17 protein-coding genes, 1 pseudogene and 1 riboswitch are annotated in these 19,587 nt (G+C 70.4%); of the genes and pseudogenes, 5 read left to right on the forward strand and 13 right to left on the reverse strand.

What is annotated here, in order from left to right:
• Positions 1–52: 52 nt before the first annotated feature.
• The 6 genes from AQJ66_RS11225 to ctaE all read right to left on the reverse strand — a co-directional run bounded on the left by AQJ66_RS11225 (position 53) and on the right by ctaE (position 7,128).
• Positions 53–1,414 carry an aminotransferase class V-fold PLP-dependent enzyme gene (locus AQJ66_RS11225; RefSeq protein ID WP_061919782.1) on the reverse strand — a complete coding sequence of 454 codons (1,362 nt, stop codon included), beginning with the start codon at positions 1,412–1,414 and terminating at the stop codon, positions 53–55.
• Between the two features lie 162 nt (positions 1,415–1,576).
• Positions 1,577–1,693, reverse strand: a riboswitch (SAM riboswitch).
• Positions 1,694–1,767: 74 nt separating this feature from the next.
• Complete coding sequence (gene trpD, locus AQJ66_RS11230; RefSeq protein ID WP_061919784.1) at positions 1,768–2,832, reverse strand: anthranilate phosphoribosyltransferase; 1,065 nt, start codon at positions 2,830–2,832, stop codon at positions 1,768–1,770.
• Between the two features lie 120 nt (positions 2,833–2,952).
• Positions 2,953–4,590: a cytochrome bc1 complex cytochrome b subunit gene (gene qcrB, locus AQJ66_RS11235; RefSeq protein ID WP_061919786.1), complete on the reverse strand. Its 1,638-nt coding sequence runs from the start codon at positions 4,588–4,590 to the stop codon at positions 2,953–2,955.
• Positions 4,587–5,645, reverse strand: a complete 1,059-nt coding sequence (qcrA, locus tag AQJ66_RS11240) for a cytochrome bc1 complex Rieske iron-sulfur subunit (RefSeq protein WP_061919788.1) — start codon at positions 5,643–5,645, stop codon at positions 4,587–4,589. The genes qcrB and qcrA overlap by 4 nt, the downstream gene beginning before the upstream one ends.
• Entirely contained in the window at positions 5,642–6,454 is an 813-nt protein-coding gene (qcrC, locus tag AQJ66_RS11245) for a cytochrome bc1 complex diheme cytochrome c subunit (protein ID WP_061919790.1), read from the reverse strand. The genes qcrA and qcrC overlap by 4 nt, the downstream gene beginning before the upstream one ends.
• A 62-nt stretch (positions 6,455–6,516) precedes the next feature.
• Positions 6,517–7,128: an aa3-type cytochrome oxidase subunit III gene (gene ctaE / locus AQJ66_RS11250; RefSeq protein WP_061919792.1), complete on the reverse strand. Its 612-nt coding sequence runs from the start codon at positions 7,126–7,128 to the stop codon at positions 6,517–6,519.
• A gap of 162 nt (positions 7,129–7,290) precedes the next feature.
• Here ctaE and AQJ66_RS11255 point away from each other — a divergent pair, with 162 nt between their 5' ends.
• Entirely contained in the window at positions 7,291–7,692 is a 402-nt protein-coding gene (locus AQJ66_RS11255) for a response regulator (RefSeq protein ID WP_061919794.1), read from the forward strand.
• 47 nt (positions 7,693–7,739) lie between these two features.
• On the opposite strand, the gene AQJ66_RS11260 is transcribed toward AQJ66_RS11255, so the two are convergent.
• The 4 genes from AQJ66_RS11260 to ctaC all read right to left on the reverse strand — a co-directional run bounded on the left by AQJ66_RS11260 (position 7,740) and on the right by ctaC (position 12,231).
• On the reverse strand, positions 7,740–8,999 hold the full coding sequence (locus AQJ66_RS11260; protein ID WP_061919796.1) for a L,D-transpeptidase: 1,260 nt from the start codon (positions 8,997–8,999) through the stop codon (positions 7,740–7,742).
• Between the two features lie 147 nt (positions 9,000–9,146).
• On the reverse strand, positions 9,147–9,545 hold the full coding sequence (locus AQJ66_RS11265; protein WP_061919798.1) for a cytochrome c oxidase subunit 4: 399 nt from the start codon (positions 9,543–9,545) through the stop codon (positions 9,147–9,149).
• The gene (gene ctaD, locus AQJ66_RS11270; RefSeq protein WP_061919800.1) at positions 9,542–11,272 is read right to left on the reverse strand and encodes an aa3-type cytochrome oxidase subunit I; all 1,731 of its coding nucleotides are present in this window, start codon (positions 11,270–11,272) and stop codon (positions 9,542–9,544) included. The genes AQJ66_RS11265 and ctaD overlap by 4 nt, the downstream gene beginning before the upstream one ends.
• Complete coding sequence (ctaC, locus tag AQJ66_RS11275) at positions 11,269–12,231, reverse strand: aa3-type cytochrome oxidase subunit II (RefSeq protein WP_061919802.1); 963 nt, start codon at positions 12,229–12,231, stop codon at positions 11,269–11,271. Before ctaC ends, ctaD begins: the two co-directional genes overlap by 4 nt.
• A 295-nt stretch (positions 12,232–12,526) precedes the next feature.
• On the opposite strand from ctaC, the gene AQJ66_RS11280 reads away from it, so the two are divergent.
• Positions 12,527–13,903 carry a cysteine desulfurase/sulfurtransferase TusA family protein gene (locus tag AQJ66_RS11280; protein ID WP_061919804.1) on the forward strand — a complete coding sequence of 459 codons (1,377 nt, stop codon included), beginning with the start codon at positions 12,527–12,529 and terminating at the stop codon, positions 13,901–13,903.
• A 93-nt stretch (positions 13,904–13,996) separates the two neighbouring features.
• Here AQJ66_RS11280 and AQJ66_RS11285 read toward each other — a convergent pair whose 3' ends face one another.
• A complete protein-coding gene (locus tag AQJ66_RS11285) occupies positions 13,997–14,971 on the reverse strand; it encodes a carbohydrate kinase family protein (protein WP_061919806.1) in 975 nt (324 codons plus the stop codon).
• Positions 14,972–15,101: 130 nt separating this feature from the next.
• Here AQJ66_RS11285 and AQJ66_RS11290 point away from each other — a divergent pair, with 130 nt between their 5' ends.
• The gene (locus AQJ66_RS11290; protein WP_061919808.1) at positions 15,102–15,311 is read left to right on the forward strand and encodes a hypothetical protein; all 210 of its coding nucleotides are present in this window, start codon (positions 15,102–15,104) and stop codon (positions 15,309–15,311) included.
• A gap of 99 nt (positions 15,312–15,410) precedes the next feature.
• On the forward strand, positions 15,411–17,063 hold the full coding sequence (locus tag AQJ66_RS11295; protein WP_061919810.1) for a hypothetical protein: 1,653 nt from the start codon (positions 15,411–15,413) through the stop codon (positions 17,061–17,063).
• Between the two features lie 102 nt (positions 17,064–17,165).
• Here the strand turns inward: AQJ66_RS11295 and AQJ66_RS11300 are convergent, their stop codons facing one another.
• Positions 17,166–17,522, reverse strand: a complete 357-nt coding sequence (locus AQJ66_RS11300) for a HesB/IscA family protein (RefSeq protein ID WP_061919812.1) — start codon at positions 17,520–17,522, stop codon at positions 17,166–17,168.
• Between the two features lie 281 nt (positions 17,523–17,803).
• On the opposite strand from AQJ66_RS11300, the gene nadA reads away from it, so the two are divergent.
• Positions 17,804–18,988 carry a quinolinate synthase NadA gene (nadA, locus tag AQJ66_RS11305; protein WP_061919814.1) on the forward strand — a complete coding sequence of 395 codons (1,185 nt, stop codon included), beginning with the start codon at positions 17,804–17,806 and terminating at the stop codon, positions 18,986–18,988.
• A 55-nt stretch (positions 18,989–19,043) separates the two neighbouring features.
• Here the strand turns inward: nadA and AQJ66_RS37155 are convergent.
• Positions 19,044–19,487, reverse strand: a pseudogene (locus AQJ66_RS37155) (efflux RND transporter permease subunit); the annotation flags it as partial.
• Positions 19,488–19,587: the final 100 nt, after the last annotated feature.

Raw genomic sequence — 19,587 nt, forward strand, 5'->3', positions numbered from 1 at the left:
CATATCGACACAGTCCCGCGCCCCTGGGTGGCTGCACCTCAGGTTCGGTGCTTCACACCGCCGGGACGCAGCGGCCGTTCTCCGTGCGGTAGGTCCACCGGGCGCCGTTCGTGACCAGTTCCCTCACCGCGCTCACGAAGCGCTCCACGTGCTCGTCCGGGGTGCCCGCGCCGAAGCTGACGCGGATGGCGTTCAGGGACTTCTCGCCGGGGGCCGCCTCGGGGGCGCCGCAGGTGCCCTGGGCCTGGTGGTCGGCGCCGAGCAGGGTGCGGACCAGGGGGTGGGCGCAGAACAGGCCGTCGCGGACGCCGATGCCGTACTCGGCGGAGAGGGCGGCGGCGAAGTGGGAGCTGTTCCAGCCCTCGACGACGAAGGAGAGGACGCCGACGCGCGGGGCGTCGTCACCGAAGAGGGAGAGGATCCGCACCTCGGGCACCTCGGCCAGGCCCTCGCGGACCGTGCGGATCAGGTGCCGCTCCAGGGCCACCAGGGTGTCCCAGCCGGCCTCGGTGAGGGCCTTGCAGGCGGAGGCCACGGCGTAGGCGCCGATCACGTTCGGGGAGCCGGCCTCGTGCCGGGCGGCGTTCTCGTGCCACTCCACCGCCACCGACCCGTCCGCGCGCCGGGTGACCTGGCGGCTGGCGCCGCCGCCGGCGAGGTACGGCTCGGCCGCGACCAGCCAGTCGGCGCGGCCGGCCAGTACCCCGGAGCCGAACGGGGCGTACAGCTTGTGCCCGGAGAACGCGATCCAGTCGACGTCCAGGTCCCGCACCGACACCGGGTGGTGCGGGGCCAGCTGGGCGGCGTCCAGGACGATCCGGGCGCCGTGGGCGTGGGCGGCGGCGGCCAGCTCGCGCACCGGCCACAGCTCGCCGGTGACGTTGGAGGCGCCGGTGACGCAGACCAGCGCGGGACCGTGGGGGGCGCGGTCGGCGAGGGCCCGCTCCAGGGTCTCGACGGCCTGCCGCGGGGTGCGCGGCGCGTCGAGGTACGTCACCCGGGCGTCCGGCCAGGGCAGCAGGGAGGCGTGGTGCTCGGTCTCGAAGACGAAGACCCGGCAGTCGGCGGGGAGCGCGCGGGCGAGCAGGTTCAGGGAGTCCGTGGTCGACCGGGTGAAGATCAGCTGGTCGGTCTCCCGGCAGTCCAGGAACCGGGCGACCGCGAGGCGGGCGTTCTCGAACAGGTCGGTGGAGAGCTGGGAGAGGTAGCCGGCGCCGCGGTGGACGCTGCCGTAGTACGGCGCGTAGGCGGCCACGTCGTCCCAGACGCGCTGGAGGGCGGGGGCGCTGGCCGCGTAGTCGAGGGCGGCGTAGGCGACTTCGCCGCCCGTGACGAGCGGGACGGTGACATCCCCGCCCAGAACGGGCAGCGGGGCACAAACGGTCTGGGCGGTGGCAGCGGTGGAGACGGACATGGCGGACTCCTGTGAGGGTGCGCGGGACCGCCGCGCGAGCGCGTGGGGCTCGAGCGCGGGGAGGGTGGAAAGGGGTGTGCGGAGGCGGGGCTCTACGCCCTAGCGCATTCGCTTGCTCACAGAAGGCTCCCTCGAACGACCAGGACCCCTGGGTTCGTGAGGGGTCCGCGCTTGCCGCAGACCTCGCTGCCTGCGGCCTGGTCTTCACCCGGGGCACCCCGCCACGGACGGAGGGTTGCCGGACAGTCGGCCGGGGCCTCATGACTGTCACTCATGACCTGGGAAGGAAGTTACGCGAGGTGATCGCGGTCCCGCAACCCGTGTCCGGATCGCGGGACCGCGCGCCTCGCCGGTCAGGCGTTGCTGGCCGCCACCCAGCGCTCCAGGGTCCGCTTGGCCGCACCGGAGTCGATCGACTCCGCCGCCTTGGCCATCTGGGCCCGGATCTGCTCGGTCAGGGGTGCGTCCGTCGGGCGCAGGGCGACGAGGGCGGCCGCCGAGTTCAGCAGGACGGCGTCCCGCACCGGCCCCGTCTCGCCGTCCAGCAGGCGGCGGGCGACCTCGGCGTTGTACGACGCGTCCGCGCCGCGCAGGGCCTCCACGGGGACCAGGTCCAGGCCCACGTCGCGCGGGTCGAAGGTCTCCTCGGCGACCTTGCCGTCCCGGACCACCCAGACCCGGGAGCAGGCGGTGGTGGTCAGCTCGTCCAGCCCGTCGTCGCCCCGGAAGACCAGGGCGGAGTTGCCGCGCTCGGCGAGCACGCCGGCGACGATCGGTGCCATCCGGGGGTCGGCCACGCCGACGGCCTGGCACCGCACCTTCGCCGGGTTGGTCAGCGGGCCCAGCACGTTGAAGGTGGTCCGGATGCCCAACTGGCCGCGCGCCGCGGCGACGTGGCGCAGCGCGGGGTGGAACTTCACCGCGAAGCAGAAGGTGATGCCGGCCTCCTCGGCGACCTGGGGGACCCGTTCCAGCGGCAGGTTCAGGTTGACGCCGAGCTTCTCCAGCACGTCGGAGGCGCCCGAGGCCGAGGACGCGGCCCGGTTGCCGTGCTTGACGACCTTCGCGCCGGTGCCGGCCACGACGATCGAGGACATGGTGGAGATGTTCACGGTCCGGGCGTTGTCGCCGCCGGTGCCGACGATGTCGACGGTCTCCCCGGGCACCTCGATCACGTTCGCGTGCTCGTACATGGCCCGGACGAGCCCGGTGATCTCCTGAACCGTCTCGCCCTTGGCCCGCAGCGCCACGGCGAAGCCGGCGATCTGGGCGTCCGTCGCCTCGCCGCGCATGATGCGGTCCATCGCCCATGCCGTCGCGTCCGCGCTCTGGTCCCTGCCCTCGAGCAGGGCGTTCAGCACCGTGGGCCAGGAACGGCCCGCCGCGGTGTCGCCTCCAGCGGGGGTCACAGCGCTCATCAGCCGCTCCTGGTGTGTCGGGGGAACCGTCCGATGCCACCCTATCCAGCCCCGGGCACCGCGAAGGGCCCCGTCCGGCTGCCGGACGGGGCCCTTCTGCGTGGTGTGGCGACGCGGGGATCAGTGGTGGCCGTGGCCGCTCGTGATCTCCTTGTACTCGTCGACGCTCGGCTTCTGGATCTGGTTGTCCTCGCCGTAGTAGGCGTTGCTGAGCTTGACGCGCAGCTTCTCGGACGACTTCACCTTCCGCTCGACGCCGTTCTCGTCGACCGTCGGGCCGATCTCGGCCGGCACGTACTGCTCGTGCGCGGTGAGCGTGTGCAGCTGCTCCTGGCTGAGCGGCTCGTGCACCTCGATGAACTCACCGTGCGGCAGCCGCTTGATGATGCCGGTCTCGCGACCGTGCAGCACCTTCTCGCGGTCGCGGCGCTGGAGGCCGAGGCAGATCCGCTTGGTGACCAGGAACGCGAGGACCGGTCCGACGAAGACGAAGATCCGCACGAACCAGGTGACCGCGTTGATCGACAGGTGGAAGTGCGTGGCCCACAGGTCGTTGCCGCCGCCGATCAGCAGGGTCAGGTAGATCGTCATCCAGGCGACGCCGAGACCCGTGCGGGTCGGGGCGTTGCGCGGGCGGTCCAGGATGTGGTGCTCGCGCTTGTCGCCGGTGACCCAGGACTCGATGAACGGGTACACCGCGATCGCCGCCAGGACCAGCGGGAAGACCACCAGCGGGATGAACACGCCGAGGACCAGCGTGTGACCCCAGAAGTTGACCTCCCAGCCCGGCATGAAGCGGATCAGGCCCTCGGAGAAGCCCATGTACCAGTCGGGCTGGGCGCCGGTGGACACCTGGTCCGGCCGGTAGGGGCCCATGGCCCAGATCGGGTTGATCTGGGTGACCGCGGAGATGGCCGCGATGACACCGAAGACCAGGAAGAAGAAGCCTCCGGCCTTGGCCATGTAGACCGGCAGCAGCGGCATGCCGACGACGTTCTTCTCGCTCTTGCCGGGGCCCGCGAACTGCGTGTGCTTGTGGTAGAAGACCAGGATCAGGTGGCCCACCATCAGGCCGAGCATGATGCCCGGCAGCAGCAGGATGTGGATCGAGTAGAACCGGGCCACGAAGTCGTGGCCGGGGAACTCGCCGCCGAAGAGGAAGAACGACAGGTACGTGCCGACGATCGGCACGGACAGGATCGCGCCCTCCATGAAGCGGACACCGGTGCCGGAGAGCAGGTCGTCCGGGAGCGAGTAACCGGTGAAGCCGGTGAACATGCCCAGGACGAAGAGCAGGAAGCCGAACAGCCAGTTGACCTCACGCGGCTTGCGGAACGCGCCGGTGAAGAACACGCGCATCATGTGCACGAACATGCCGGCGAGGAAGATCAGCGCGGCCCAGTGGTGGATCTGCCGGACGAGCAGACCACCGCGCACGTCGAAGGAGATGTGCAGGGTCGAGTTGAAGGCCTCGGACATCAGCTGTCCCTGGAGCGGGACGTAACTGCCGTGGTACTCCACCTCGTTCATCGACGGGTGGAAGAACAGCGTCAGGTACACACCCGTCAGGATGATGATGATGAAGCTGTACATGCACACTTCGCCCAACATGAACGACCAGTGGTCGGGGAAGATCTTGCGCATGTTGGACTTGGCCAGGGAGTAGATCCCGAGCCGGCCGTCGGCCCAGTCGGCGACGCGCTCGCCGGCCGGTGCCTTCCCGCGCGAGCGGGACTGTTCGTCGGGTGCAGTACTCATCCGCGCTCCCAGAATGCAGGACCGACGGGCTCCTCGAAGTCGCCGAGCGCCTGGAGGTAACCCTCGTCGTTCACGCCGATCCGCAGCTGCGGCAGGGCGTGACCGGCGGGGCCGAAGATCACTCGGGCACCGTCGGAGAGGTCGAAGGTGGACTGGTGGCACGGGCACAGCACGTGGTGCGTCTGCTGCTCGTACAGGGAGATCGGGCAGCCGACGTGGGTGCAGATCTTCGAGTAGGCGACGATGCCCTCGTGCGACCAGTCGAGCTCGCGCTTGTCCTTGATGTTGCCCGGCTGCAGCCGGACGATCATCAGCGCCGCCTTGGCGATCTCGGTCTGGAACTCCTCACTGGTCTCCTCCAGGCCCTCGGGCTTGGCGAAGGTGAGCGAACCGACCTGGACGTCCTCGGGACGCAGCGGCTGGTTCGTGTTCATGTTGACCAGCAGCTTGCCCTTGGCCCACAGCGTGTGGCGGAGCTTGGAGTGGGGCAGCGGGCCGAGGTCGCGCAGCAGCATGACGCCGGAGAGCGGCACCAGGGTGAGCGCGCCGAGCATGGTGTTGCGGATCAGCTTGCGGCGGCCGAGCGCCGACTCCTTGGCGCCCTGGCGGAAGTCCGCGTGGACCTTCGCCCGGACCTCCGGGGGAGCCTCGATCGGGTGCCGCTCGTCGGCGACCTCGACGTCGGACATCAGGGTGCGGGCCCAGTGGACCGCGCCCGCGCCGATGCAGAACAGCGCCACACCGAGGGTCAGGCCCAGCGCGAAGTTCAGCGCGCTGATGTGACCGATCGGGAAGACGAAGATCGCCCGGTCGTGCGGGATGGTCACGTACGAGACGATGAAGCCGAGGGTGGCCAGCATCGACACCGTGAACAGCAGGGCGACCGCGCGCTCGGACCGCTTGGCGGCCCGCTCGTCGATGTCCTGGATGCGGTGCTCGTGGGGCGGCAGCCCCGGGTCGGCGAACGGGTTCTCCTCGTCCGCGACGCCCACGGCGCCGTGCGCGTGGTCCTGCTCTGCGGGCAGGTTCTCTTCTGGAATGTCTTGGCTACTCATGACTTCTTGGCCTTTGCGGTCCGAGCGGCGACCCAGACGGCGACCACGATCAGCGCGCCGAGGCCGAAGATCCAGGCGAACAGACCCTCACTGACCGGCCCGAGACCGCCCAGCTCCAGACCGCCGGGGTTCACCGTCTTGTCGCTGTCGACCTCGTTCAGGTACGCGATGATGTCCTTCTTGTTCTTCTCCGACAGCGTGGTGTCGGGGAAGGAGGGCATGTTCTGCGGGCCGGTCTGCATGGCCTCGTAGATGTGCTTGGGAGCGACGCCCTCGAGGCTCGGCGCGAACTTGCCCTTGGTGAGGGCACCGCCCTTGCCGGTGAAGTTGTGGCACTGAGCGCAGTTGGTGCGGAACAGTTCGCCGCCCTTGGCGGCGTCCGCGCCTTCCGGCCCGTACTGCTGCTTCGTCGGCACGCTCGGGCCGGCGCCCAGGGAGGCGACGTAGGCGGCGAGCTTGTCGATCTGGTCCTGCGTGTACACGGGCTTCTTGCGCGGGACCTGGGCGCCCTGCGAGGTGGCGGCGGGCATACGGCCGGTGCCGACCTGGAAGTCGACGGCCGCGGCGCCGACGCCGACGAGGCTCGGGCCGTCGGAGGAGCCCTGGCCACCGGTGCCGTGGCAGCTGGCGCAGCCGACCTCGTAGAGCTTCTTGCCCTCCTTGATGGTGAGGGACTGGGAGGTTTCATCGGCCTGCGCCTTGCCCGCGGGCGCGAACGCGGCGTACAGCCCCCCAGTGGCCGCCAGCGCGAGGAGTAGGACGACGACCGCCGCCAGCGGATGGCGTCGTCGTGCGGAGAGCTTTTTCACGGATTACCCCGGTGTCAGGATCTTCTGCGTCGGTGCTTCTGGATGTGCGGGAGCGGTCCCGGCTACTTGATCAGGTAGATCGTGGCGAAGAGGCCGATCCAGACGACATCGACGAAGTGCCAGTAGTAGGACACGACGATGGCCGCGGTCGCCTGCTCGTGGGTGAATCTCTTCGCCGCGTAGGTGCGCCCGAGGACCAGCAGGAAGGCGATGAGACCGCCCGTCACGTGCAGGCCGTGGAAGCCGGTGGTCAGGTAGAACACCGAGCCGTACGGGTCGGAGGACAGGGAGATCCCGTCCTTCTTCACCAGCTCCGTGTACTCGTAGATCTGACCGCCGATGAAGATCGCGCCCATGATGAAGGTGAGGATGAACCAGCCACGGAGCTTCTTCACGTCCCCGCGCTCGGCCGCGAACACGCCGAGCTGACAGGTCAGCGAGGAGAGCACCAGGATCGTGGTGTTGGTCGCGGAGAAGGGCACATTGAGCGCGTGCGCCATCTCCTTCCAGTGCGCCGGTCCGGTCACCGACCGGAGGGTGAAGTACATCGCGAAGAGGGCCGCGAAGAACATCAGCTCGGAACTCAGCCAGATGATGGTTCCGACGCTGGTGAGGTTCGGCCGGTTGACCGACGGGTGCGCGTGCCCGGTTTCTACTGTCGTTGCTGTCGCCACGCCGACATTATGTCGGTCGCTTATCCCGCCCTCACTCCGGGGGGTGCCGTTCGGAGTGTTGCTGCCCGTCGAACCGGTGTTGACGTGGGGTTCGGGGGAGTAACATCCGGCGCGACGGACCAGTCCGTCCTGTCCGTACGACGCTGACGTCTCGGAGGAACAATGCAGCCGACCGCCACGGTGCTGGTCTACAGCGACGACTCCAACACCCGGGAGCAAGTGCGGCTCGCCGCCGGGCGTCGGCCGGCTCCGGACGTGCCCCTCGTGGAGTTCGTGGAGTGCGCCACCCCGGCCGCCGTGCTGCGGGAGCTGGACAGGGGCGGGATCGACGTCTGCGTGCTCGACGGCGAGGCCGTGCCGATGGGAGGCATGGGCCTGTGCCGGCAGATCAAGGACGAGGTGTTCGGCTGTCCGCCGGTGCTGCTGCTGATGGGGCGCCCGCAGGACGCCTGGCTGGCCACGTGGAGCCGCGCGGACGCGGCCGTGACGCTGCCGGTCGACCCGGTGGAGTTCGCCTCCGCACTGGCGTCGCTGCTGCGGCAGAAGAATCTGCTGAGCGCCTAGCAGCCCGGGGTACGGGGCCGGGTGCGGCCCCGTGCCCCCGGGGCCGGTCACAGCGCCGTCGGCTGCAGGCGGGCGGTGTCCTGGGGGGACTGGGCGGGTGAGGTGCCGTTGACCAGGGCGCTGCCCGTGCGCCACTTGGTCCAGGCGACGTTCCAGTCGCCGAAGCCGTTGCCGAAGGGCTCCATCGGGTCGCCGTTGGAGTTGACGACCTTGACGATGTCACCCGGGCGGACGTGGTCGAAGAACCACTCGGCGTTGGACGTGCTCATGCCGGTGCAGCCGTGGCTGACGTTGGCGTAGCCCTGGGAGCCGACGGACCAGGGGGCGGCGTGGACGTACTCGCCGGACCAGGTGACGCGGGTGGCGTAGTAGACCGGCAGGTCGTAGGAGTCCGAGCTGCCCTCCGCGATGCCGACGGTGGTGCTGCGCATGCGTACGAAGGACTGCTTCTCCAGGACGACCTTGACGCCGTTGCGGGTGTCGTAGCCGGGCTTGCCCGTGGTGACGGGGATCTGCTTGATCTGCCGGCCGTTGTCGTAGAAGGTCAGCTGGTGGGTCGCCGCGTCCGTGACCGCCTCGATCCGGTCGCCGATGGTGAGTTTCAGCGCCGGTGACTTCCCGCCCCAGAGGCGGTCGCCGATCCGGATGCCGTCGAGGTCGCTGTGCACCTGGACGGTGGCGTGCGCGGGCCAGAAGTCCCGGGGGCGATAGTGCAGCTCCTTGTCGCTCACCCAGTACCAGGAGCCCTGGACGGCGGGCACCGAGTCGACCCTGAGGGCCCGCTCCACGACGGCGCGCTGCGCCTTGTCCCGGACCGGCTGGTCGAGCTGGGCGGTGACCGGTTGTCCCACGCCGTAGGTGCCCGTGTTGGGCCCGAGGGTGACCTTCAGGCGCTTCTTGCTCGTGGGCTTGCTGGTGGCGAAGGTGAGCACCTTGCGCCCGGGCGCGCCGTCGCCGTCCTCGGTGCTGACGCGGACCGTGTAGTGGGCGTCGGCGGCCAGCGGGGAGGTGCTGTGCCACCGGCTGCCGTCGGCGGCCAGTTCGCCCGTCACATAGCGCCCTGTGGCGTCCTGGGCGGTCACGTCGGTGATCCGCCCGTCGTCCGTGAGGGTGACCTCCAGCGGCTTGTCCGGGTCGACCGGCTTGCCCTCGTCCGTGGGGCCGCTGAAGGAGATCTGGTCCGCCGCGTCGTACGGCTGGGCCGACAGGGGGTCGCCGTCCGCACCGCAGGCGGACATGCCCGCGCCGAGGACGGTCACCAGCAGGGCGCAGCTGACGACGGTACGGGTCCGCGGAGTGTGGTTCATACGATCACGCTATGAGACTGAGAGCTGACCGGCGCGGCACGTAACTCGTACGAGTGACGGACACTGTGGCAACGGCAGGAGCCCGGGCCCTCCTGACGGAGGGTCCGGGCTCCTGGTGCGAGCGGTGCTCGGTCCTGCGGGCGCGTGCTACTGGGTGCGGTTCTCACCGTGGTAGTACTCGAACACCCAGCCGAACAGGCCGACGAGGATGATCGGTGCGGAGAAGTAGAGCAGCCACCAGCCGACCGCGACACCGAGGAAGGCGAGCGCGCCGCCGATGCCGAGGGCGAGCGGCTGCCAGCTGTGCGGGCTGAAGAAGCCCAGCTCGCCCGCGTCGTCCGCGACGTCGGCCTCCTTGTCGTCCTGCGCACCCGCGTCGACCCGCCGGGCGGTGAAGCCCAGGTAGAAGCCGATCATGATGGACAGGCCGAAGGCCAGGAAGAGCGCCGTGGTGCCGGCCGGCTCCTTCGACCACACGCCATACACGATGGCCATGATCAGGAGGAAGAAGCTCAGCCAGATGAACATCCGGCCCTGGATCTTCACTTGCCGGCCTCCTTGCTGCCCGCGACGGCGGCGTGACCGGCGTGCTCGAGCTGCTCGAGCGCGGCGATCTCGGGGTGGTGCAGGTCGAACGCCGGGGATTCACTGCGGATCCGCGGCAGGGTGACGAAGTTGTGCCGCGGCGGCGGGCACGAGGTCGCCCACTCCAGCGAGCGGCCGTAGCCCCAGGGGTCGTCGACGCCGACCGGCTTGCCGTACTTGGCCGTCTTCCACACGTTGTAGAGGAACGGCAGGATCGACAGGCCCAGCAGGAACGAGCTGATGGTCGAGATCGTGTTCAGGGCGGTGAAGCCGTCGGCCGCCAGGTAGTCGGCGTACCGGCGCGGCATGCCCTCCACGCCCAGCCAGTGCTGGATGAGGAAGGTGCCGTGGAAGCCGACGAACAGCGTCCAGAAGGTGATCTTGCCGAGGCGCTCGTCCAGCATCTTGCCGGTCATCTTCGGCCACCAGAAGTGGAAGCCGGAGAACATCGCGAAGACGACCGTACCGAAGACCACGTAGTGGAAGTGGGCCACCACGAAGTACGAGTCGGACACGTGGAAGTCCATCGGGGGCGAGGCCAGGATGACGCCGGTCAGACCACCGAACGTGAAGGTGATCAGGAAGCCGACGGCCCAGAGCATCGGGGTCTCGAAGGACAGCGAGCCCTTCCACATCGTGCCGATCCAGTTGAAGAACTTCACACCGGTCGGGACGGCGATGAGGAACGTCATGAAGGAGAAGAACGGCAGCAGCACACCGCCGGTGACGTACATGTGGTGGGCCCACACGGTCACGGACAGGCCGGCGATGGAGATGGTCGCGGCGATCAGGCCCATGTAGCCGAACATCGGCTTGCGGGAGAACACCGGGATGACTTCGCTGATGATGCCGAAGAACGGCAGGGCGATGATGTACACCTCTGGATGCCCGAAGAACCAGAAGAGGTGTTGCCACAGCAGTGCGCCGCCGTTGGTGGCGTCGAAGACGTGGGCGCCGAACTTGCGGTCCGCCTCCAGGGCGAACAGCGCGGCGGCCAGGACCGGGAAGGCCAGCAGGACCAGCACGGCGGTCAGCAGCACGTTCCACACGAAGATCGGCATGCGGAACATGGTCATGCCCGGGGCGCGCATGCAGATGATCGTGGTGATGAAGTTGACCGAGCCGAGGATGGTGCCGAAGCCGGAGAAGGCCAGACCCATGATCCACATGTCGGCGCCGATGCCCGGCGAGCGGACCGCGTCCGACAGCGGCGAGTAGGCGAACCAGCCGAAGTCGGCCGCGCCCTGCGGGGTGACGAAGCCGCCGACCGCGATGAGCGAGCCGAACAGGTAGAGCCAGTAGGCGAACATGTTCAGCCGCGGGAACGCCACGTCGGGCGCGCCGATCTGCAGCGGCATGATCCAGTTCGCGAAACCGGCGAACAGCGGCGTCGCGAACATCAGCAGCATGATCGTGCCGTGCATCGTGAACGCCTGGTTGAACTGCTCGTTCGACATGATCTGCAGGCCCGGACGGGCCAGCTCGGCGCGCATGAGCAGCGCCATCACGCCGCCGATCAGGAAGAACGCGAACGACGTCGACAGGTACATCGTGCCGATCGTCTTGTGGTCGGTGGTGGTGAGCCACTTGACCACGACGTTGCCGGGCTGCTTGCGCCTGACCGGCAGCTCGCTCTCGTACGAGTCACCAGCTGCCGCGGCACCCTGGGGTTCGTTGAGGATGCTCACAGGTTGTTCGTCTCCCGGTTCTTCTCGTGGCTCGTCTGCGCGATGCCGGCGGGAATGTAACCGGTCTGCCCCTTCTTCGCGAGGTCCTTGAGGTGCTGCTCGTAGCGGTCCGGGGAGACGACCTTCACGTTGAACAGCATCCGGGAGTGGTCGACGCCGCACAGCTCGGCGCACTTGCCGAGGAACGTGCCCTCCCGGTTGGGAGTCACCTGGAAGGCGTTCGTGTGGCCCGGGATGACGTCCTGCTTCATCAGGAACGGCACCACCCAGAAGGAGTGGATGACGTCACGGGAGGTCAGGACGAAGCGGACCGTCTTGCCCTTGGGGAGCCAGAGCGTCGGACCGGGGTTGTTGGTCTGCGGGTTCCGCGTGCCCGGGGTACCGACGTCGTAGACGCCACCGGCGTTCGCCGGGAAGGCGTTCTTGAACCGGTCCGGAATGGCGGACAGGTTCTTGTCGGTCTTGGCGTCACCGGTGACACCGGGGACGTTCTCGATGTAGTTGAAGCCCCAGCTCCACTGGAAGCCGACCACGTTGACCGTGACGTCGGGCTTCTTGTCGGTGAGGCTGAGCAGCTTCGACTCGTCCCGGGCCGTGAAGTAGAAGAGCACCGAGATGATGATGATCGGGACCACCGTGTACAGGGCCTCGATCGGCATGTTGTACCGGGTCTGCGGAGGTACCTCGACCTTGGTGCGGCTGCGCCGGTGGAACATGGCGCTCCACAGGATCAGGCCCCACACCAGCACGCCGACGGCGAGCGCGGCAGCCCAGGAGCCCTGCCACAGGGAGAGGATCCGCGGAGCCTCTTCCGTGGTCGGGGTGGGCATGCCAAGGCGGGGGAAGTCCTTGTATGTGCAACCGGTTGCGGTCGCCAGGACCAGGCCCGCGGTCAGTGCCTGCAGCAGCTTCCGCCGCATCGGGCGCCGCGGCGAGCGGTCGGAGCCGTTGGGACTCACGTAGCGCCTTCCCGAGAGTCTCGCCCGCGCGGTCGGCTGCGGCCTTCTCGCTGGTCGGTCGCCGCCCTGCGTCGGGCAGGGGTTTGGATGTTTATGCGGACCAAACCCTAGCCGACGCCCTCCGGGGGGTCGCGGGGAGGGGTGCCATACGCGCCGCCGGTCACCCCGAAGAGGTGGGCGGGGGTGCCCAAGAGCTCGGGTTGTCGCGGTTTGCGGTGCGGGTGCGGGTGCGTCAGGGCTGGTCGCGCGGTTCCCCGCGCCCCTTTTTCACTCGTCGGGGTTTTAACGTTGCCGTGTGTCCTACTTCGATGCCGCTTCCGCCGTTCCCCTTCATCCCGTGGCCCGTCAGGCCCTGCTGGCCTCTCTGGACGAGGGGTGGGCCGATCCCGCCCGGCTCTACCGCGAGGGGCGCAGGGCCCGCTTGCTGCTCGACGCCGCGCGGGAGGCTGCCGCCGAGGTGGTGGGGTGCCGGGCGGACGAGGTGGTGTTCGCGCCGTCCGGGACGCGGGCCGTGCACACGGGCGTGGCGGGGGTGTTGGGCGGGCGGCGCCGGGTGGGACGCCACCTGATCGTGTCAGCCGTCGAACACTCCTCGGTACTCCATTCGGCGGAGGCGCTCGAGGCGGAGGGCGGCGAGGTCACGCGGGTGGCCGTCGACCGGTCCGGGGCGGTGGACCCCTCGGCCTACGCGGCCGCACTCCGGCGGGACACCGCGCTGGCGTGTCTGCAGTCGGCCAACCACGAGGTGGGGACCGTGCAGCCGGTGGCGGAGGTGGCCGAGGCGTGCCGGGCCGCCGGGGTGCCGTTGTTCGTGGACGCGGCGCAGTCGCTGGGGTGGGGGCCGGTGGAGGGCGGCTGGTCGCTGCTGGCCGCCAGCGCGCACAAGTGGGGCGGCCCTTCGGGGGTGGGCCTGCTCGTGGTGCGCAAGGGCGTCCGGTTCGCGGCGCAGGGCCCCTCGGACGAGCGGGAGTCGGGCCGCGCCCCCGGGTTCGAGAACCTTCCGGCCATCGTGGCCGCGGTGGCCTCCCTGCGGGCGGTGCGCGCCGAGGCGGACCGGGAGGCGGCGCGGCTGCGGGAACTGACGGAGCGGATCCGGGCGCGGGTGCCGCGGCTGGTGCCGGACGTGGAGGTGGTCGGCGATCCGGAGCGGCGCCTGCCGGGGATCGTCACCTTCTCGTGCCTGTACGCCGACGGGGAGGCGCTGCTCCACGAGCTGGACCGGCAGGGCTTCTCGGTGTCCTCCGGCTCGTCCTGCACGAGCAGCACGCTGACGCCCAGCCATGTGCTGAAGGCGATGGGGGTGCTGAGCGAGGGCAACGTGCGCGTGTCGCTGCCGGCGGGGGCCGCGGAGGAGGAGGTGGAGCGCTTCCTCGCCGTTCTGCCGGGCGCGGTGGCCGGGGTGCGGGAGAAGCTGGCGGCCCCGGCTCCGGCAACGGCCGTGCGCGCGGCGGAACTCGTCGTCGACTCCCTCGGCAAGCGGTGCCCGATCCCCGTCATCGAACTGGCCAAGGTCATCGGGGAGGTCCCGGTGGGCGGCACGATCCGCGTCCTCTCGGACGACGAGGCGGCCCGCCTGGACATCCCGGCCTGGTGCGAGATGCGCGACCAGGAGTACGTGGGCGAGGAGCCGGCGGAGAAGGGCACCGCGTACCTGGTCCGCCGGACGAGCTGACCGACGCAGGGGCGCGGGGAACTGCGCGACCGGCCGCAGTGCACCCGCGCCCGACGACGGCGCCCGCCAGGCAGACGAACGGTCGCCCCGCCCTCAGCCCAGGTGAGCCTGCACCTCTTCGGCCGCCACGTCCCCGTACGCCTTGGTGAACCGCTCCATGAAGTGCCCCCGCCGCAGCTGGTACTCCTGGGTGCCGACCGTCTCGATGACGAGCGTCGCCAGCATGCACCCGATCTGCGCGGCACGCTCGAGGGAGACGCCCCAGGCCAGCCCGGAGAGGAAGCCCGCGCGGAAGGCGTCGCCGACGCCCGTCGGGTCGGCCTTGCGCTCCTCCTCGGGGCAGCCGACCTCGATCGGCTCCTCGCCGCTGCGCTCGATCCGCACGCCCCGCGAGCCGAGGGTGGTGACGCGGTGGCCGACCCTGGACAGGATCTCCGCGTCGGTCCAGCCGGTCTTGGTCTCGATGAGGCCCTTCTCGTAGGCGTTGGAGAAGAGGTACGTCGCGCCGTCCAGCAGTATCCGGATCTCCTCGCCCTCCATGCGGGCGATCTGCTGGGAGAAGTCGGCGGCGAAGGGGATCGAGCGGGAGCGGCACTCCTCCGTGTGGCGGAGCATGGCCTCCGGGTCGTCGGCGCCGATCGAGACGAGGTCGAGGCCGCCGACCCGGTCGGCCACCGTCTTCAGCTCGATGAGCCGGGCCTCGCTCATCGCGCCCGTGTAGAAGGAGCCGATCTGGTTGTGGTCGGCGTCCGTGGTGCACACGAAGCGGGCGGTGTGCAGGGTCTCGGAGATGCGGACCGACTCGGTGTCCACGCCGTGGCGGTCCAGCCAGGCCCGGTAGTCGTCGAAGTCGAAGCCGGCGGCCCCGACCAGGACCGGCTTCGTGCCGAGCTGACCCATGCCGAACGCGATGTTCGCGCCGACGCCGCCCCGGCGCACGTCCAGGTTGTCGACCAGGAAGGACAGCGAGACCGTGTGCAGCTGGTCCGCGACGAACTGGTCGGCGAAACGGCCGGGGAAGGTCATGAGGTGGTCGGTGGCGATGGAGCCGGTGACTGCGATGCGCACGGCGGGCGTCTCCTGGGGGAGGCTTCGGCTGACAGTTCACGCTACCCGCTCGGGGGCAGCCTCTGAAGCCGACAAAACTACCCGATAGTAGCCCTTTCTTCGCGGCACCCCGCCTGCCTACGGTGCCGTCATGACGAACCTCAAGGTCACCTCGCCCGCACCGGCCGACCTCGAAGGCGATCTCGCCTCGCTGCGCGGCGACTGCGCCCGGATGGCCCCGCACTGGGCGGCCCCCGAGCACGGCGACGCCCGTCCGGTGCCGCCGTCGCTGATCCACGGGGTGAGCGTGCCGGTGCGCTCGGCCCGGCTGCTGGACGCCATGTCCGACTACGGCGTCTGAGCCGGGGGCGCACGGCCCGGGAACCGTGCGCTCCCCTCGCGCGTCCCATGGCCGTCCCCCGCACCGGGGGCATGGGACGAGCCGGCGAGGAGCGATGCGGTGAACACCGAGCGACCCGAGAAACCAGAGGAGCCCGAGTCCTCGAAGGCCACCGGGAGCGCCGAGGAGCCGAAACCCTCCCGGTCCGAGCAGGGCGCCGGGGACCCCGGGCAGCCTCAGAGCGTCGAGGAGTCCGGACCGTCCGCGGGCACCGTCACCGAGGCCGAGACCCCCGGGACCCCCGGGACCGCCGAGCCCGCCGGGTCCCCGGACGAGTCCGCCCCGCGCCGCCGTTCCCCGCTGGTCGTCGTCTCGGTCGCGGCGGCCGTGCTGCTGGCCGGGGGCGGGGGCGCGTACGTGGCCGCCGGCGCCGGCTCGGACGGCCGTGCGAACGCCGGCGCGCCCGGCGGGAGCGCCACTCCCCCGCCGCTCGCACTGGACGGCCTGGCGGCGGGCGGCGGTACGGGCGGCATCGCGCCCGGGGAACCCGATCCGTACGGCGTGACCTACGTGGCCGCCGGCACGCTCCCGGACGGCCCCGCCGCGGCACCCGTGTACGGGCCCGGGGCCGAGGTCGGCAAGGCGGCCGTGGCCCGGCTGGCCAAGGCTCTCGGGGCCGAGGGGCAGCCGGTGGCCGAGGGGCGCATCTGGCGGGTCGGCGCCGGCCGGGACGGCACCGGACCGAGCCTGCAGGTGAGCCGGGACGCGCCCGGCAGCTGGAGCTACACCCGGTTCGCGCCCGGCACCGACGACTGCCGGAAAATCACGGTGTGCGCGCAGGATCCGGGCGTCCCGGCCGCCGATCCGGTGAGCGCGGCCGAGGCCGAGAAGGCGGCCGCCCCGGTGCTGAAGGCGCTCGGGCAGGACGACGCGAAGCTCGACGCGAGCCGGGTGACGGGTGCCCGGCGGGTGGTGAACGCCGACCCGGTGGTGGGCGGGCTGCCGACGTACGGCCTGACCACCGGCCTCACCGTCGACGAGAAGGGCCGGCTGGTCGGGGGCCACGGGCAGCTGGCGGCGCCGGTGAAGGGGGACGTGTACCCCGTGCTGAGTGCCCGCCGGACCCTCGCGCTGATGAACCGGGCGCCCGAGGGCGGCCACCGCATGGGGATCGGCGGCTGCACCGGTCCCGTGCCGCTGAAGGACCGGCTGGAGCAGCCGTGCGACCGGACCGGGGCGGGGTCCGGTCGGAGCGCGGGCACGGCGGACGAGGCGACGGTGGAGAAGGCCGTGTTCGGGCTGGCCGCGCGTTCGGCCGGCGGGCGACGGCTGCTGGTGCCGTCCTGGCTGTTCGAGGTGAAGGGACCGGCGGCCCGGGGCACCTTCACGGTGGCGTATCCGGCGGTCGACCCGGCGTACCTGGCGTCGCCGTCGCCCGCGCCGTCGTCCTCGGCGCCGTCCGCCGGGCCCTCGTCGGCGCCGCGGACGAGCGGCGTGAAGGTGGACGGCTACCGCGCCGACGGCCGCGAGCTGACCGTGAGCTTCACGGGCGGGGTGTGCGCCGACTACACGGCCTCGGCGAAGGAGAGCGCGGGCCGGGTGGCGGTGACGGTGACCGGGAGGTCCTGGCCCGGCAAGGTGTGCGTGGCCATGGCCCGGTTCTACGAGAAGACCGTGCGGCTGGACGCGCCGCTCGGCGGGCGGACGGTGACCGGCACGGACGGCACGCGCATCCCGAAGGCGGAGTCCGGAGGACTGCGGCCGCAGCGGTGACGGAAGGCCGGTGACCGAAGGCAGGTAGCCGAAAGGCGGCGGGCCCGGGGAGGGCACCGCCGCCTTTTCCGTCGGCCGTGGCCGGATCACCGGCCGGCCGGCTCAGCTGAAGGAGTCGCCGCAGGCGCAGGAGCCCGTCGCGTTCGGGTTGTCGATCGTGAAGCCCTGCTTCTCGATCGTGTCCACGAAGTCGACGGTGGCGCCGCCGAGGTACGGAGCGCTCATGCGGTCGGTGACGACCTTGACCCCGCCGAAGTCCTTCACGACGTCGCCGTCGAGCGAGCGCTCGTCGAAGAAGAGCTGGTACCGCAGGCCGGAGCAGCCGCCGGGCTGGACGGCGACGCGCAGGGCGAGGTCGTCACGGCCTTCCTGGTCGAGCAGGGCCTTGACCTTGGACGCGGCGGCGTCGGTCAGGATGATGCCGTCGGTGACGGTGGTGGTCTCGTCCGATACGGACATCTACATCTCTCCCGGGTTGTACGGAGACTGCTTGCCGACGAGTGCAACCGGCGCTTCCGCGGATTCATTCCGGGCCGGGCATTCGCGTGGTCGCGTTCTTAGGTGTTCCTCGTTACGTGTTCCTTCATCATGCTCGCACATGCCCCCGGAGGCGGACAGCGCCCTGCGGAGGGACCCGGGCGGGATTCACGTCACATGGACGCAATGGCCATCGTCAAAGTGACGTGAAGCGGTTATGATAGATAGCGTCAGTTAGACGAAAAGTAGAAAGGGTGCGTGTCGTGACCACCGCCCAGACCCCGGAGCTCGACGTACAGCCGTCTCCGCTCGCCCTGCTGCTGCTCGGCCGTGAGGCCGACCCGAAGAGCGAACGGGGCGTCGAGTGTCCCGGCGACCTGCCGTCGCCGTCCGACCCCGACCTGGTCGAGCGCGCCCGCGCGGCCAAGGCGAAACTCGGCGACAAGGTCTTCGTGCTCGGCCACCACTACCAGCGCGACGAGGTCATCCAGTTCGCCGACGTCACGGGCGACTCCTTCAAGCTGGCCCGGGACGCGGCCGCGCGCCCGGAGGCCGAGTACATCGTCTTCTGCGGTGTGCACTTCATGGCCGAGTCGGCGGACATCCTCACCTCCGACGACCAGAAGGTGGTCCTGCCCGACCTGGCCGCCGGCTGCTCGATGGCCGACATGGCCACGGCCGAGCAGGTCGCCGAGTGCTGGGACGTGCTCACCGAGGCGGGCGTGGCCGACCAGGTCGTGCCGGTCTCGTACATGAACTCCTCCGCCGACATCAAGGCGTTCACCGGCAGGCACGGCGGCACGATCTGCACCTCGTCCAACGCCAAGCGCGCCCTCGACTGGGCCTTCGAGCAGGGCGAGAAGGTCCTCTTCCTGCCCGACCAGCACCTGGGCCGCAACACCGCGGTGCGGGACATGGGCATGTCCCTGGACGACTGCGTGGTCTACAACCCGCACAAGCCGAACGGCGGGCTCACCGCCGAGCAGCTGCGCGCGGCGAAGATGATCCTGTGGCGCGGCCACTGCTCCGTGCACGGCCGCTTCAGCCTCGACTCGGTCAACGACGTGCGCGAGCGCATCCCGGGCGTGAACGTCCTGGTGCACCCCGAGTGCCGGCACGAGGTCGTGGCCGCGGCCGACTACGTCGGCTCGACCGAGTACATCATCAAGGCCCTGGAGGCGGCACCGGCCGGCTCCAAGTGGGCCATCGGCACCGAGCTGAACCTGGTGCGCCGGCTGGCGAACCGTTTCGCGCCCGAGGGCAAGGAGATCGTCTTCCTCGACAAGACGGTCTGCTTCTGCTCGACCATGAACCGCATCGACCTGCCCCACCTGGTCTGGGCCCTGGAGTCCCTGGCGGAGGGCACCCTGGTCAACCGGATCCAGGTCGACAAGGAGACGGAGGCGTTCGCCAAGCTGGCGCTGGAGCGGATGCTGGCGCTGCCGTAGCGGCGCACACACGGCGATGGCCGGGTCCCCCGGGGCCCCGGCCATCGCCGTGCCGTCAGGCTCCGGCCGGTTCCGGATCCGGCGTCTTCTCCGCCGTCGTGTCCCGCTTCGCCGCGCGCCTGCCCGCCCGGCGCTCCTTGCCGAGTTCCAGCATCGCGGGTCAGCAGCGTGGACGTGATCAGGCCGCCGATGACGACCACCGCGAGCGGCTGGGCGATGAAGCCGCGGTGACGCCCAGGGCCATGGGCAGCAGTGCGAAGATCGTCGCCAGGGCGGTCATGAGGATCGGGCGCAGGCGGTGGCGGCCGCCCTCGATCACGGCCCCCACGGCGCCGTGGCCCTGCGCGCGGTACTGGTGGATCAGGTCGATCAGCACGATCGCGTTCGTCACCACGATGCCGATCAGCATCAGCATGCCGATCATCGCGGGCACGCCCATCGGGGTGCCGGTGGCCACGAGGAGGCCGATGGCGCCCGTCGCCGCTGACGGCACGTGGACAGGAGCTGCTGCTCGATCTGGGGTATCGCGATCAGCCCGAAGACGAGCGCGATGAGCGGGACGAGCCCCACGAGGGCCCGTTGCGCGAGGCTGAATCTCG

The sequence above is a fragment of the Streptomyces bungoensis genome, from assembly GCF_001514215.1.
GTDB lineage: Bacteria > Actinomycetota > Actinomycetes > Streptomycetales > Streptomycetaceae > Streptomyces > Streptomyces bungoensis.